We start from the raw sequence: 13899 nt of genomic DNA on the forward strand, positions 1-13899 counted from the left end.
TGTTGTTTTCAACCATAATGCATCAGGAGCGGTAAGACTGTGATGCAATTTGGGCGCTACAAAGTCAGATTTGAGGTGTGGACGCAAGCTCTCCGCAATTGAACATTGCAATGATCACCACCAGCCTGTGATCTTGGCGAATCATCGCTTGCCCGCGATTCAGTGAGTTGATAGTCCATTGACATGGGAAAAAGCCTGATTCCGCCAGACAATGGCGATGATAATGTGGAACCGGTCGATCTGAAGGCGGCGCTGGAAGAGCGCTATCTTGCCTATGCTTTATCGACGATTATGCACCGCGCCCTGCCCGATGTGCGCGACGGATTGAAGCCGGTTCACCGCCGCATCATGCATGCCATGCGCCTCTTGCGTCTTTCGCCCGATCAGTCCTATGCAAAATGCGCGCGTATTGTCGGCGAGGTCATGGGTAAATTCCATCCGCATGGCGACCAGTCGATTTATGATGCGCTGGTGCGGCTGTCGCAGGATTTTGCCGTCCGTTATCCAGTTGTCGACGGGCAGGGCAATTTCGGCAATATCGACGGCGATAATCCAGCGGCGATGCGTTACACCGAAGCGCGAATGACCGATGTCGCCATGCTGCTGCTCGAAGGCATCACCGAGGACGCAGTCGATTTCCGCCCGACTTACAACGAGGAAGACGAGGAACCGATCGTCCTTCCCGGCGCATTTCCCAATCTGCTTGCCAATGGCTCATCGGGCATTGCAGTTGGCATGGCCACCTCGATCCCGCCGCACAATGTGTCGGAGCTCTGTGCGGCAGCGCTGCACCTGATCAAGCATCCGGATGCGACGGTCGAAGAGCTGATGTCGCAGACCGAGGATGAGGACCCGCTAAAGACCAAAGTTCGCGGTCCGGATTTCCCGACCGGCGGCATTATGGTCGAGACACCGGAGGCCATTCTCGATGCCTACAAAACCGGACGCGGCGGGTTTCGCTTGCGCGCACGCTGGCAGGTCGAGGATCAGGGGCGCGGCACCTGGAATATCGTCGTCACCGAAATTCCGTATCAGGTGCAGAAATCACGGCTGATCGAGAAGATTGCCGAACTGCTCATCGCCAAAAAACTGCCGCTGCTGGACGACGTGCGTGATGAGTCCACGGAGGACGTGCGACTCGTACTGGAGCCCAAGAGCCGCGGCGTCAATCCCGAAATACTCATGGAATCCCTGTTCAAGCTCACCGAGCTTGAAACGCGCTTTCCATTGAACATGAATGTACTTTCCAACGGCAAGGTACCGAACGTCCTGTCGTTGCGCGATGTGCTGAAGCAATGGCTGGAACACCGGAAGGACGTCCTCATAAGGCGTTCCCGCCATCGTCTTGGCGAGATCGAGCGCCGGCTGGAAATCCTTGGCGGCATGCTGATCGCCTACCTCAATATCGATGAGGTCATTCGCATCATCCGCGAGGAAGATGAGCCGAAGCAGGAAATGATCCGCCGCTTCGAACTCACCGACAACCAGGCAGAAGCCATCCTCAACATGCGTTTGCGTTCGTTGCGCAAGCTTGAGGAATTCGAGATACGCAAGGAATTCGACGGCCTGACAGGTGAGAAGAAGCAGATCGAGGAACTGCTGGGATCCGACGCCAAGCAATGGCAGACGATTTCCTGGCAGATCGCCGAGATGCAGAAAAAGTACGGCGCGGATACGCCGCTTGGCAAACGCCGGACCACTTTCGCCGATGCACCGCAGCATGATTTGACAGACATGCATCACGCCATGATCGAGAAGGAGCCGGTAACGGTCGTCGTCTCCGAAAAAGGCTGGTTGCGCGCCATGAAGGGGCATCTGGCGGACTTCTCGACGCTGACCTTCAAGGAGGGTGACAAGCTCAAGCTCGCCTTCCACGCCGAGACGACAGACCGCATCCTCGTCCTGACGACCGGCGGCAAGTTCTATACCATCGGCGCGAACAGCTTGCCGGGCGGGCGGGGTCACGGTGAGCCAATCCGGATCATCGTCGACATGGAAAACGACCAGGATATCGTGACCGCCTTCGTGCACAATCCGGAGCGAAAGCTGCTCCTTTCGTCACATGTGGGCAACGGCTTCCTTGTGCCCGAGGCCGAGGTGATCGCCAATACGCGCAAGGGCAAGCAGGTAATGAACGTCAAGGCGCCCGATGAAGCGCGCCATTGCATCCCGATCAGCGGCGACAGCGTTGCGATTGTCGGCGAAAACCGCAAGATGCTGGTGTTTCCCATTACCGATATTCCGGAACTTGCACGCGGCAAGGGTGTCCGTTTGCAACGCTATAAGGATGGCGGTGTCGCTGATATCCGCGTTTTCACGATGGATCAGGGGCTGACATGGCAGGACGCGTCTGGCCGCAGTTTCACTCGCGGTAAGCTCGAATTGTTGGAGTGGGCGGGGCCCCGCGCGACTGCAGGGCGTATGGTGCCAAAGGGTTTCCCGCGCTCCGGCAAGTTTTCTTGAAGCTTTGGTCTGCTACTTAAGTTCTCTATCGTGACTGATCCGGGTTGTCTATTGTCGCGCGACATGAGACAATTCTATGATAAAATCGTTCCGTAGTCGTGCGCTGAAACGCCTGTATGAGCAGGACGATGCCAGCCGTCTACCGCAGGATATCGTGCCGCGGATTGCATCCATTCTGGCGGCACTCGATTCGGCAGGCACAACACAAGACATGGATAGGCCATCGCTGAAACTGCATTCTTTGAAGGGCAATCGCCAAGGTCGGTGGGCGGTGACTGTGAGAGCAAACTGGCGTATTACCTTCTCGATGTCCGACGGAAATGCCTTCGATGTCGACTTTGAAGACTACCATTAGGAGGTCATGATAATGGTTATGAAAAACCCGCCTCATCCCGGTGCTCTCCTTAAAGACGATATCGACGCCTTGAAACTTCCTGTCAGTGCTGTTGCGCAGGCTTTGGGTATTACCAGATCACAGCTTTACCGCGTCCTATCCGGACAAAGTGCGATATCGGCAGAAATGGCGTTGCGACTGGAATATGTCATAGGCGGTACGGCGGATCACTGGCTGAGCATGCAATCTGCCCACGATGTCGCGCAGGTGCGCAAGAAGGCCGATGAAATCACCCGAGGTCTACACCGCCTAGCATCTTCTGCCTGAAAATTTCGCCGAGAATGAAACGAGAATGATCATTCTCGTATTGATCTTTCCTTATCATCCATGTAAATGAGAGAGAACGTTCTCTCTCATTTGGTGTTTCATGGTTGATCAGGCCCTGCCAAAGCAGGCTGCAAACATTTCTGACAATGCCGCCGACGACGAACCGCGTTGCTTCGTCGCCAAGCTCTTCGGCAAGCGCGCGCGCAATCGCGAAGTGCAGGAAGAACGCATCCTCACCGCCGCTATGAATTGTTTCATCCGTTCCGGTTTTCGTGGCGCGTCCATGAACGAGATCTGCTCGGAAGCCGGCATGAGCCCCGGAGCGCTCTATCGTTATTTCCCTTCTAAGGAAGCGATCATCGAGAAGATTGCCGCGACTCATCGCCAGCAAAGTGCGGAAATTCTCGCACGGATGTCGCAGTCAAATAATATCGTTGATGCCATCACGAATGTTGGCCTCGATCACGTGCGCAAGATGTCGATGAATGACGAAGGGCCAGGGCCTCGCGATTCCAGCGCCCGTCTTTTCGTCGAGGTGCGCGCCGAATCCATGCGAAACGAAAGCGTTGCCGCCATCTGTGAACTCCACGAAGGACTGATGCGCGAAGAGCTTCTCGCAGCATTTTCCGCAGCGAAGGAACGCGGCGAGATCGATCCTGTCACCGATCTGGATCTCACTGTGGCAGCAGTGGCTGCCATGGGCGAGGGGATAATCATGCGTAATTTTCCCGCGCAAGGCGTGCCGCTTGAGGCGTTGGAGCCGGTATTCCGCGCGCTCGCCGTCGGCTTACTGCGACCGACAACGCCTCTGGCAAACAAATGAATATTGCTCTCACCCAGGGTCTTCCAATGAGCCAGAATAGCAAAAAAGTCCTGATTTCCCTGGCTCTTGCCCTGGGCCTCTCATCGTTCTTGACGACCGGCGGATTTGCCGAAGAGAAAACGGCGGCAGCAATCCACGAAGCCAAGCCGCCGGTCATCAACGTCATTCCTGCCGGCGTTAATGAAATGGTCGCAACGCTCACCGTGACCGGCACGATTGTGCCTCGTCAGGAGGTGGCAGTTGGCACCGATGTCGCGGGTTTGCTTGTTCTGGAGCTCAATGCCGATCAGGGCGACGTGGTGAAAGAGGGCGATATCCTTGCGCGCCTCGATAAATCCTCGCTCGAAATTCAGCTGGCTCAGATCGAAGCGCAACGCGCCCAGGCCGATGCATCGATTGCCCAATCCGAGGCGCAGATCGTCGACGCGGAGATTGCTGTCCGCCAGGCGCAGGAAGCACTGGAGAGGGCGCGTGCCCTGTCAATGAAGGGCATCAACTCCAAAATGGAATTGGACAACGCCACCAACGCGCATGACAGCGCCAATGCGCGTCTCAACACGGCCCGGCAGGCTCTGTCAGCCACCAAGTCGCAATTGCAGCTCGTTGCCGCGCAAAAGCGCGATGTCCTGCTGCGGCTGGAGAAAGCCGATGTGAGGGCGCCGGCAAGCGGTGTAGTGTTGAGCCGCAATGCACTTCTCGGTGGAATTGTCTCTTTCAACGCCGGCCCGCTGTTCCGCATAGCGCGTGATCGCGATTTCGAGCTGGCGGCCAATATCCCAGAGGTCGATCTGCCGCGCTTGCAAGAAAACATGCCGGTTTCCGTCCGGGTGTCCGGCCTGGACGACCCGGTCGCCGGCCGTGTCCGCCTCATATCGCCGGAGATCACCGCAAGCTCGCGTCTCGGTTCGGTCAAAATCGCGCTCGACAGGAATGCATCGATCCGGCCCGGCAACTTTGCCCGCGCGGTAATTGAGCTGACCCGCCGCGAAGGCGTCAGCGTTCCGCTTTCCGCCGTGGTCTACCATGGCACTTCAGCGCTCGTACAGGTGGTCAAGGATGGTGTCATCGACAGCCGCAAGGTTGAGCTTGGCATTCGCAATGATCGTGCTGTCGAGGTGTTGCAGGGTCTCGGCGAGGGCGAAGATGTCGTGGCGCGTGCCGGTACGTTCGTAGCCAATGGTGACCGCGTCACGCCTGTCCGGGTAACCGACGAGGCGACGGGGGCCATCAAATGAACTGGAACATTTCCGCCTGGTCCATCCGCAACCCCGTTCCGTCGATCCTGCTATTCGTCGTGCTGGTGGTGCTTGGCCTGATGGCCTTTGCCAAACTGCCTATCACACGCTTTCCCAATATCGATGTGCCTTTGATCTCGGTCTCCGTCACCGATCCGGGCGTGGCGCCAACAGAACTTGAAACGCAGATCGCCAAGCGGGTCGAAGATTCGGTGGCGAATATCACCGGCGTCAAGAACGTCACGACCAACTTGACCGAGGGCAATTCCACGACGCTCGTGGAGTTCCGGCTCGAGGTCGATACACAAAAGGCATTGAACGACGTCAAGGACGCAGTTTCGCGTATCCGCGATGACCTTCCCGCAACGATCAAGGAACCGATAATCAATTCTGTCGACGTGGAGGGTTCTGCGATCCTGACTTACGGCGTCTCGGCGCCAACCATGACGTCGGAAGAGCTTTCCTGGTTCGTCGATGACAAGATTCTCCGCGATATCCAGGGCCTGAAGGGCGTTGGGCGTGTCGAGCGCTATGGCGGTGTTACCCGCGAAATCCGTGTGGCGCTGGATCCCGATCGATTGACCGCGCTTGGTGTGACGGCTGCCGATGTCAATCGTGCGCTGAAGTCGATGAATGCCGACCTGACCGGAGGGCGCGGCGATCTCGGCACCACCCAGCAGACGATCCGCACGCTTGGCGCATCGCGCACTCTTGATGATTTACGAGCGGTGGAAATCCCTATTGCCGGCGGGCGTTCCGTGCGGCTCGATCAGCTCGGAGCGATCACCGACGCCTATGAAGAGCCAAAGTCCTTTGCGCGTGTGAACAATCAGACGGTGGTATCGCTCGGCGTATTCCGCGCCAAGGGTGCGAGCGATGCCGATGTCTATGCGCTCGTGCAAGCCCGAATGGATCAGCTGCAGCAGAAATATCCCGACGCCCGTTTCAGCATCATCGATAATTCGGTGAACTACACCTACGGCAACTATGAATCCGCCATGAGTTCATTGGTTGAAGGCGCATTGTTGTCTATCGTGGTGGTCTTCCTGTTCTTGCGTAATATCCGCGCTACCCTGATTGCAGCCATCGCCTTGCCACTGTCGGCAATCCCGACCTTCTGGGCCATCGACATGCTGGGATTTTCGCTCAATCTGATCAGCTTGCTTGGTATCACGCTGGTGACGGGTATCCTTGTCGATGATGCCATCGTCGAGATCGAGAATATCGTCCGGCACATGCGATCCGGCAAATCGCCATACCGTGCGTCGCTCGAAGCCGCTGATGAAATTGGTCTCGCCGTTATCGCCATTTCGGTGACCATTATCGCCGTCTTCGCGCCGGTCAGCTTCATGAGCGGCATCGCCGGGCAATACTTCAAGCAATTCGGCCTGACAGTTGCTGTCGCAGTGTTCTTTTCGCTGCTCGTCGCCCGTCTGATAACGCCGATGATGACGGCCTATCTTCTGCGCGATGGCAAGAGCCTGCATCACGGCGAGCAGGAGACCGGCTGGATAAAGGCCTATACCCGTTTTCTCACCGTCACTCTGCGTTATCGATGGCTGACGCTGCTCAGTGGCGTGGCCATATTTGCCATCGCCATCTGGGCCATGGGCTTTCTGCCAGCCGGCTTCGTGCCGCCGCAGGATGAAGCGCGTGTCGCGGTCAGTCTCGAACTGCCGCCAGGTGCACCCATCGATGAGACGCGCCGGGTAACCGACGAAGCCGCATCGCTGGTACGCGAAATTCCCGAAGTCCAGCAAACCTATATAACCGGCGGCGCCTCGCCGACCGGCTCTCTCGACACCCGCCGCGCAACGATGATCGTCAAGCTCAGCCACAAAAGCGAGCGTGAACGCACGCAGAAGCAGGTCGAGGTCGATATTTTCAACAAACTATCGCAAGTACCTGATTTGCGGGCGAATTTCGTCAATGATCGCGGCGAGCGGGAATTCGCTGTCGGCGTCATCGGGAGCAACGGCGACAAGGTCAACGAACAGGCTCGCTCGCTTCAGAGCGCGATGACTGCGACTGGCAACTTTCAGGCGGTCTCCTCCACGGCGGCGCTTGATCGACCGGAAATCATCGTGACGCCGCGCATGGACAAGCTGGCGGAGCTGGGCATCTCCACGACAGCACTGTCGGACGCGTTGCGTGTGGCAACGCAAGGGGATCTCGATCCGAATCTTGCCAAATACACCGTCGGCGATCGCCAGATACCGATCCGCGTTCAGCTGACCGAAGAATCCCGCCGCGATCTGTCGATTCTCAGTACGCTGACCGTGACCACACCATCGGGAGTCGTGGTCCCGCTGGAATCCATTGCCCAGATCAGTTTCGGGCAGGGACCATCCTCGATCGAGCGTTTCAATCGCGAACGCCGTATCGTTGTCGGCGCCAATATGGCGAACGGAAAGGAGATCGGCGAGGGGCTCGCCATCGTCAAGAACCTGCCGGAGGCGAAATCCATGCCGGAAGGCGTGCGTATTCAGGAAACCGGCGACGCCGAAGTCATGGGCGAGGTTTTTGCCGGGTTCCGCGATGCCATGATCATGGGCCTGATGCTGGTGTTCGTCGTGCTTATCCTGCTGTTCGGCAGTATTTTCCACGCCTTCACCATTTTGATGTCATTGCCGCTGTCGATCGCCGGTGTTGCCGTCGCGCTGCTCTTGACCAATAATTCGGTCTCCATGGCGGTCGTCATCGGTATTTTGATGCTGATGGGTATCGTCACCAAAAACGCTATCATGCTCGTCGATTTCGCCATTGAAGAGGTGAAACATGGCATACCGCGTAACGAAGCGATCATCGACGCAGGCCGCAAGCGTATCCGCCCGATTGTCATGACCACGATTGCCATGTCGGCCGGGATGCTGCCCGCAGCCATGGCTTTCGGTGATGGCGGCGAATTCCGTGCGCCGATGGCGATTGCGGTGATTGGCGGCCTCTTGATCTCGACCGTTCTGTCACTGGTGTTCGTGCCCTCTTTCTACACGATCATGGACGATGTCAGCCGCTGGACAGCGCGTGTATTCCATTGGTCGTTCCGTCCGAACAAGCCGGATGAGCCGGGGATTGTCGTTAGACCCGGCATTCACACCGTTCCGCTGCTTCCTTCGAAGCCTGCTATTGAGGCGGCAGAGTAGGTAAGATCAGATCGGATGGCGGACCAGGCCTGCCATCCGTGACCTCTTGCGCACGTGATACATCTGCCAAAGCGAATGACCTACGAGTGACGCGATGATGATGATCCCGCCCACAAGGGTCGGATCGCTTGGCCTTTCAGCAAAGACCAGCCAGACCCAGATCGGCGTCAACACGGTTTCCAGCAAATAGAACATGGCAACTTCAGGTCCCGAAAGAAACCGTGGGCCAGCGGCGAGGCAAAGGAAGGCGAGGGTCGTTACGACCGCGCCGTTGAAAATGATCCAGCCGGGTACTGCTACGGTGTAACCATTCTGCGAGACCATGAAGGCAGCGACAATCAACGGCAATATCGTGCCGATGATCGCAGCAAAGCCCATATCCTTGCCCGAAGAGCGGCTGACCGTGATCGCTGTGGAGAGAATGAAGGTGGACAGCAGCGCCACCAGATCGCCGAACACATGACCGGAGGATAGCCCCTCGCGCACAATGATTCCGACGCCGATCAGCATGAAGAACATGGCGATGAACGTGACAGTCTTCGGCCGTTCTTTCAGGAATACCCAGGACAACAACGCTGAAAACACGGTGTTGAACGCCAGGATGAAGACAAGATTAGCCGTCTTCGTATTATAGACCGCGATCATGAAGCAGATCGAGGCGAGGCCATAGAGACCTGCGACCAAAAACCCGACGCGGCCCGGAACAATCGTACGCGCCCGGCCTGTCGCAAGACTCCACACCGCCCAGATGACAAAAGCGCTGATGAATGTCGTGCCGCTGCGCAAAAGCAGCGTCGACCATGTTTCGCCTTCACCGAGCCGGAGCAGAGGAATATCGGCTGACAGGATCAATCCGCCGAGGCCAGTGATAAGCAGGCCCTTGCGGTGATCGAGATGAAGTTGAGACATGCGGCGGCGTTTCCCGTATTTTTGTTATGCCGCGTGGTCTAGCTGGAAGGACAATCTTCGTCCAGAGGCCGCCGGACCCTAAAACGAAGTTCAGCGATACAAGACGTGTTCAAACGGCCAGGATGTTTTGAGCCAGCTGGAAACCGCCTCGTACAGCGGCGTGTCGAGATAGGCGTGGTCGGCGGTGACCCAGGACCTCACGACCGTTAACGCCGGGTCTTGCTTTGAGGGATAGATGTAGACGCAGCCGATCACCTGCGAACCTTCCAGCACCGTATAGGTAAAGCCGGTGCGGTTGGTAAAATCGCGAGCGTGCTCTTCGAGATCGCCAAGATTGGCTTCGAGGCTCATGCCTTGCAGTGGCGGCCAGTCGCTGAAACCCGGCGTTGCAAGGATGTGGGGAATGCTCGAGGACCACGCCTGGTGATCCGACAGATTGTGCTGCGGCCCGAGGGGCTCGAGCCGGAAACCTTGCCCGTCAAGTCCGATTGGGGGCACAAAATTGGCTGGTACAAAGCTCATCGGGTCGATCTAATCCTGTCGTTCCCAGCCCTTTGTGCCGAGATGTTCCTGAGGCTTGTAGCGAATTTTATATTGCATCTTGCGCGAACCCTCGACCCAATAGCCGAGATAGACATGTGGCAAACCGGCAGCCGCAGCGCGCTGTATATGATCGAGGATCATGAATGTGCCGAGCGAGCGGCTCGCATGCTCAGGGTTGAAGAAGGAATAGACCATCGACAGCCCATCCCCCATCACGTCCGTCAGGGCGACGGCGATGAGTTCGCCTTCGCCCTTCTTGGTAATGAAGGAATCCGGTCCGCGCCGCCTGTATTCGATGATTTGTGTCGGCACATGCGTATCCTCGACCATCATCGCATAGTCGAGCACCGTCATCTCCGACATGCCGCCCTTGTTGTGGCGCGCATCGAGATAATGCCGGAACAGCGAATATTGTTCGGTAGACGGCTCGGCGTGGTGGATATTCCCGATCAAATCGCGGTTGCGGTTCCAGACCCGGCGCATCGACTTGTCCTGCTTGAACTCGCCCGCCAGGATACGTACCGATACGCAGGCTCTGCAGTTCTCGCAGGCCGGGCGATAGGCGATGTTCTGCGAGCGGCGGAAGCCGCCCTGCGTCAGCAGCTCATTGAGTTCTGCGGCGCGCCCGCCTACGAGATGCGTGAAGACCTTGCGCTCAAGCTGACCCTCCAGGTAAGGACAGGGCGAAGGCGCTGTCAGGAAGAACTGCGGTGATTGCTGCGGCTGATGGGTCATCCAAGGTCCTGAGACGGTCGTAACACCTATAGAATCCTATGACCGCCTGAAACGTCAATTCAATTATATTGTATTCAGATGTGTATGTCTTGGGAGAGTTAGGTTCAGTAGCTGTTATCTGACCGAACCGCCGCCGCAGCGCGCGCCATTCCATGAATGGCTGGGTGCATCATACTTGTCATTGACCGAGCCGCCCCAGCTTCCGTTGAAGCCGTCAAAATCACTGGAGAAATCGAGGTAGAGAAGCCCGGTCCCATATTTGTCAGTCCAGACTAGGGCGCGAGACGTGCCACTTCCAAGGTCCTTCTCCACCAGGCTGCCTTCGACGCGGCCGTCCGGCTCATCGAGTTCATAGGTGCCGGAGAGATGGCCATCCCTGGCGACATTCAGGGTGGTCTCCACATCACGATAATCTCCGCTGGAAATCATCTCGCCGCAAAACCGTCCTGACGGAGACGCCGCCATGCTGTTCACGGTGCAGAAACCATAGAAAAGCGCCGCAAATGCGAACGCGAAAGAGCGCAAGTTCATGATAATACAAAACCAAATGAAGAAGGGCTCCAGATCAGGAGCCCCGAGGAGTTAGTTGTATGCGCGAACGACCACTGTGCCGAGCAAAAGGTCGTGGACAGTGCGTTTGCGATCGAGAAACAGTGTTGCCAGCAGAATGAGCGGCGTCAGGACCACATTCAGCCCCCAGAACAGGACGGTATGAACGATCGCAAGCAAGCCATCGACCTTCTGCCCGTCAAGCCGTTCCAGCTTCAAGCCCATCATCTGCATGCCTTTGGTCGCCTGGCGCGATCCGCCCAGCGTCGTCGCGACGTAGGCAAGGGCGACAACAGGGAACATGATGCCATACAATATCCAGCCGAGACCAAGCGTTGCCACACCGATGATGGCAATTAGGATGGCAACGGGAATGCACAGGAAGAAAACGATCACATAATCGATCAGGAACGCGAAGATGCGGCTCGTGCGCACACCCTGATACAGCCGCCAATCATCGAGGCGGTTGGTGACAATTTCGCCATCAAGGGTCTTCGTGTTCATTTCATTTCCTGTTTCACAAGACGGACATATCGCCGTTTGCGTTGAAATTGGGAATTCGAGAACAAAATATCAAGAAGATTTCAATAACCGGCTTTCAAACGTTCCGCCACAGTCGGTGCAAAATAAGTCAGGATGCCGTCGCAGCCGGCCCGCTTGAAGGCCAGGAGCGTTTCCATCATGACCCGCTCCTCGTCGATCCAGCCATTGGCGCCAGCAGCCTTGATCATCGTATATTCACCTGACACCTGATAGGCGAAGGTCGGCACGGCGAATGTGTCTTTTAGCCGGCGGATGATATCGAGATAGGGCAGGCCAGGCTTGACCATGAGCGAATCCGCGCCCTCGGCCAGATCTTGCTCGGCCTCGCGTACCGCCTCATCGCTGTTTGCCGGATCGATATAATAGGTCTTCTTGTCGCCCTTCAAACGTCCCGACGTTCCGATCGCCTCGCGGTAAGGGCCATAGAAAGCCGAGGCGAATTTCGTGGCATAGGCCATGATCGCCACGTCCTGAAAGCCGTTCTGGTCCAGCGCATCGCGGATGGCGCCAATACGCCCGTCCATCATGTCCGACGGCGCAATGATATCGGCACCCGCTGCTGCCTGCAGCACGGCGCCTCGGGTGATCTGCTCGACGGTCTCGTCATTGACGATGATACCATCGCGCAGGATGCCATCATGGCCGTGGCTCGTGAAAGGATCGAGCGCAACGTCGGTGATCATGCCGATTTCCGGCACCGCGCTCTTGATCGCCCGCGTCGCACGGTTGATGAGATTATCGGGATCGAGAATGCCGGAACCCGCATCGTCGCGCAGGTCCGCATCGATATTGGCAAACGTGGCGATAGCGGGGATGCCGAGCTTGGCCGCGCGCTCCGCCTCTCGCACCGCCATATCGACGGAAAAACGCTGAACACCCGGCATGGCGTTGATGTCCTCGCGCCGGTTCGTGCCCTCGCACAGGAAAATCGGCCAGATCAGATCATCGACTGTCAGCTGGTTCTCCTGAACCAGACGTCGCGACCAATCGGCCTTGCGCATGCGTCGCAGGCGGCGGCCTTTCGTGATTTCATCGACTGTTCTTGCCGCACGTGTTTGAAACGTTGGATGTTTGTTCATGATTGCTCAGCCGAACGTTGGCATTTCCTCGTTGTTTGGAATCGTTTTAACAGGGAACGTCCTGTTGACCAAGATGCCCGGCCTTAGATGTGATCCATTGACGCGGTGTGCCAGAGTTTCCTAACCTCTGTTACGAAGGTTCGGAGGGGAGCATGGAGATCGATTTCGGCGGCGAGGGGGAAGTCGTATTCGAGCGCCGCGGCAAGGCTGGTCTCATTCGCCTGACGCGGCCGAAAGCCTTGAACGCGCTGACGCGCAACATGGTCGGCGCGATACATCGTGCACTTGTCGCGTGGTCGACCGATTCCGATGTCCATTGCGTCCTTGTCGAGGGCGAGGGGCGGGCCTTTTGCGCTGGCGGCGATATTCTTGCGGTCTATCACGCCGGCCGGACCGGTCGGCCCTTCTATGAATTCTTTGCCGAAGAATACCGCCTCAACGCCTATATCAGGCACTTTCCGAAACCCTATATCTCGCTGATCGATGGTATCTGCATGGGTGGCGGCGTTGGAATTTCCGTCCACGGCTCGTATCGGGTCGTCACAGAAAATATCGTGTTCGCAATGCCGGAGGTTGGCATCGGCTTTTTTCCCGACGTTGGAGGAAGTGCCTTTCTTCCGCATCTTCCGGAACATTTCGGCACTTATCTTGCGCTGACGGGCAATCGCATCCGCCAGGGTGATTGCCTTCAAAGCGGTATTGCCACCCACGCCATCAAGGCGGAAAACAAGGAGAAGCTGCGGCGCAGCCTGATCAGAACCGGCAATCCCGAAACGGCACTACGCGGCAAGACCATCAACCCGGACTATGAAACGCCCGAAAAAACCCGCGATATGATCGGCGTGCTGTTCGATTCGAAAACACTGGGCGGTTGCGTGATCCGCCTGGCTGCGGCCGGCGTAAATGGCAGCGAGGAGGCGCAAAAGCTCCTCGATCTCATCAAGACCCGTTCGCCGACGAGCCTGCATGTGACGTTCCGGCAGATCGAAGACGGCCGGGATCTCGACATGGATCAATGTATGCAGATGGAGTACCGCATTCTATGCCGCATGCTCGAGAACCATGATTTTTATGAGGGTATACGTGCGCTACTTGTGGACAAGGACAATATGCCCGTGTGGCAGCCCGCGAAAATTGACGATATAACGCCCGAAATGGTCGATGCCTATTTCGCATCACTGGGCGAGCGGGAACTACAACTGACATGAATAGACAT

Annotated in this window: 13 protein-coding genes; 7 read left to right on the plus strand and 6 right to left on the minus strand. The window is 57.2% G+C overall.

The annotated features are described in order from the left end of the window. The first annotated feature begins 183 nt into the window (after positions 1-183). From parC to LB462_RS02950, 6 genes are all read left to right on the plus strand, one after another. The gene (gene parC / locus LB462_RS02925) at positions 184-2463 is read left to right on the plus strand and encodes a DNA topoisomerase IV subunit A (RefSeq protein ID WP_224505878.1); all 2280 of its coding nucleotides are present in this window, start codon (positions 184-186) and stop codon (positions 2461-2463) included. A gap of 76 nt (positions 2464-2539) precedes the next feature. Continuing rightward, positions 2540-2818, plus strand: coding sequence for a type II toxin-antitoxin system RelE/ParE family toxin (locus tag LB462_RS02930; RefSeq protein WP_224505879.1), 279 nt, complete (start codon positions 2540-2542; stop codon positions 2816-2818). A 12-nt stretch (positions 2819-2830) separates the two neighbouring features. Next, positions 2831-3124: a HigA family addiction module antitoxin gene (locus LB462_RS02935; RefSeq protein ID WP_224505880.1), complete on the plus strand. Its 294-nt coding sequence runs from the start codon at positions 2831-2833 to the stop codon at positions 3122-3124. 100 nt (positions 3125-3224) lie between these two features. Further along, positions 3225-3947 (plus strand): TetR/AcrR family transcriptional regulator, encoded by a 723-nt coding sequence (locus LB462_RS02940; RefSeq protein ID WP_224505881.1) that lies wholly within the window; start codon positions 3225-3227, stop codon positions 3945-3947. A 26-nt stretch (positions 3948-3973) separates the two neighbouring features. Continuing rightward, entirely contained in the window at positions 3974-5182 is a 1209-nt protein-coding gene (locus LB462_RS02945; RefSeq protein ID WP_224505882.1) for an efflux RND transporter periplasmic adaptor subunit, read from the plus strand. Then, positions 5179-8325 carry an efflux RND transporter permease subunit gene (locus LB462_RS02950; RefSeq protein ID WP_224505883.1) on the plus strand — a complete coding sequence of 1049 codons (3147 nt, stop codon included), beginning with the start codon at positions 5179-5181 and terminating at the stop codon, positions 8323-8325. Before LB462_RS02945 ends, LB462_RS02950 begins: the two co-directional genes overlap by 4 nt. Before the next feature lie 6 nt (positions 8326-8331). Here LB462_RS02950 and LB462_RS02955 read toward each other — a convergent pair whose 3' ends face one another. From LB462_RS02955 to hemB, 6 genes are all read right to left on the minus strand, one after another. Further along, the gene (locus LB462_RS02955) at positions 8332-9234 is read right to left on the minus strand and encodes a DMT family transporter (RefSeq protein ID WP_224505884.1); all 903 of its coding nucleotides are present in this window, start codon (positions 9232-9234) and stop codon (positions 8332-8334) included. Positions 9235-9324: 90 nt separating this feature from the next. Beyond that, positions 9325-9756 (minus strand): hypothetical protein, encoded by a 432-nt coding sequence (locus LB462_RS02960; RefSeq protein ID WP_224505885.1) that lies wholly within the window; start codon positions 9754-9756, stop codon positions 9325-9327. A gap of 9 nt (positions 9757-9765) precedes the next feature. Then, positions 9766-10512: an arginyltransferase gene (locus LB462_RS02965; RefSeq protein ID WP_112551303.1), complete on the minus strand. Its 747-nt coding sequence runs from the start codon at positions 10510-10512 to the stop codon at positions 9766-9768. Between the two features lie 114 nt (positions 10513-10626). Continuing rightward, entirely contained in the window at positions 10627-11043 is a 417-nt protein-coding gene (locus LB462_RS02970; RefSeq protein ID WP_224505886.1) for a hypothetical protein, read from the minus strand. A 51-nt stretch (positions 11044-11094) separates the two neighbouring features. Continuing rightward, the gene (locus LB462_RS02975; protein ID WP_224505887.1) at positions 11095-11565 is read right to left on the minus strand and encodes an RDD family protein; all 471 of its coding nucleotides are present in this window, start codon (positions 11563-11565) and stop codon (positions 11095-11097) included. Between the two features lie 80 nt (positions 11566-11645). Then, positions 11646-12683 (minus strand): porphobilinogen synthase, encoded by a 1038-nt coding sequence (gene hemB / locus LB462_RS02980; protein WP_224505888.1) that lies wholly within the window; start codon positions 12681-12683, stop codon positions 11646-11648. Between the two features lie 152 nt (positions 12684-12835). On the opposite strand from hemB, the gene LB462_RS02985 reads away from it, so the two are divergent. Continuing rightward, a complete protein-coding gene (locus LB462_RS02985) occupies positions 12836-13891 on the plus strand; it encodes an enoyl-CoA hydratase/isomerase family protein (RefSeq protein WP_224505889.1) in 1056 nt (351 codons plus the stop codon). Positions 13892-13899: the final 8 nt, after the last annotated feature.

This window comes from Phyllobacterium chamaecytisi (assembly GCF_020164455.1).
In the GTDB taxonomy this organism is placed as follows: domain Bacteria; phylum Pseudomonadota; class Alphaproteobacteria; order Rhizobiales; family Rhizobiaceae; genus Phyllobacterium; species Phyllobacterium chamaecytisi.

Excerpts from the sequence above, each read along its gene's own strand:
- parC (WP_224505878.1), top strand. The coding sequence starts at position 184 with ATGGGAAAAAGCCTGATTCCGCCAGACAATGGCGATGATAATGTGGAA.
- LB462_RS02930 (WP_224505879.1), top strand. The coding sequence starts at position 2,540 with ATGATAAAATCGTTCCGTAGTCGTGCGCTGAAACGCCTGTATGAGCAG.
- LB462_RS02935 (WP_224505880.1), top strand. The coding sequence starts at position 2,831 with ATGGTTATGAAAAACCCGCCTCATCCCGGTGCTCTCCTTAAAGACGAT.
- LB462_RS02940 (WP_224505881.1), top strand. The coding sequence starts at position 3,225 with ATGGTTGATCAGGCCCTGCCAAAGCAGGCTGCAAACATTTCTGACAAT.
- LB462_RS02945 (WP_224505882.1), top strand. The coding sequence starts at position 3,974 with ATGAGCCAGAATAGCAAAAAAGTCCTGATTTCCCTGGCTCTTGCCCTG.
- LB462_RS02950 (WP_224505883.1), top strand. The coding sequence starts at position 5,179 with ATGAACTGGAACATTTCCGCCTGGTCCATCCGCAACCCCGTTCCGTCG.
- LB462_RS02955 (WP_224505884.1), bottom strand. The coding sequence starts at position 9,234 with ATGTCTCAACTTCATCTCGATCACCGCAAGGGCCTGCTTATCACTGGC.
- LB462_RS02960 (WP_224505885.1), bottom strand. The coding sequence starts at position 9,756 with ATGAGCTTTGTACCAGCCAATTTTGTGCCCCCAATCGGACTTGACGGG.
- LB462_RS02965 (WP_112551303.1), bottom strand. The coding sequence starts at position 10,512 with ATGACCCATCAGCCGCAGCAATCACCGCAGTTCTTCCTGACAGCGCCT.
- LB462_RS02970 (WP_224505886.1), bottom strand. The coding sequence starts at position 11,043 with ATGAACTTGCGCTCTTTCGCGTTCGCATTTGCGGCGCTTTTCTATGGT.
- LB462_RS02975 (WP_224505887.1), bottom strand. The coding sequence starts at position 11,565 with ATGAACACGAAGACCCTTGATGGCGAAATTGTCACCAACCGCCTCGAT.
- hemB (WP_224505888.1), bottom strand. The coding sequence starts at position 12,683 with ATGAACAAACATCCAACGTTTCAAACACGTGCGGCAAGAACAGTCGAT.
- LB462_RS02985 (WP_224505889.1), top strand. The coding sequence starts at position 12,836 with ATGGAGATCGATTTCGGCGGCGAGGGGGAAGTCGTATTCGAGCGCCGC.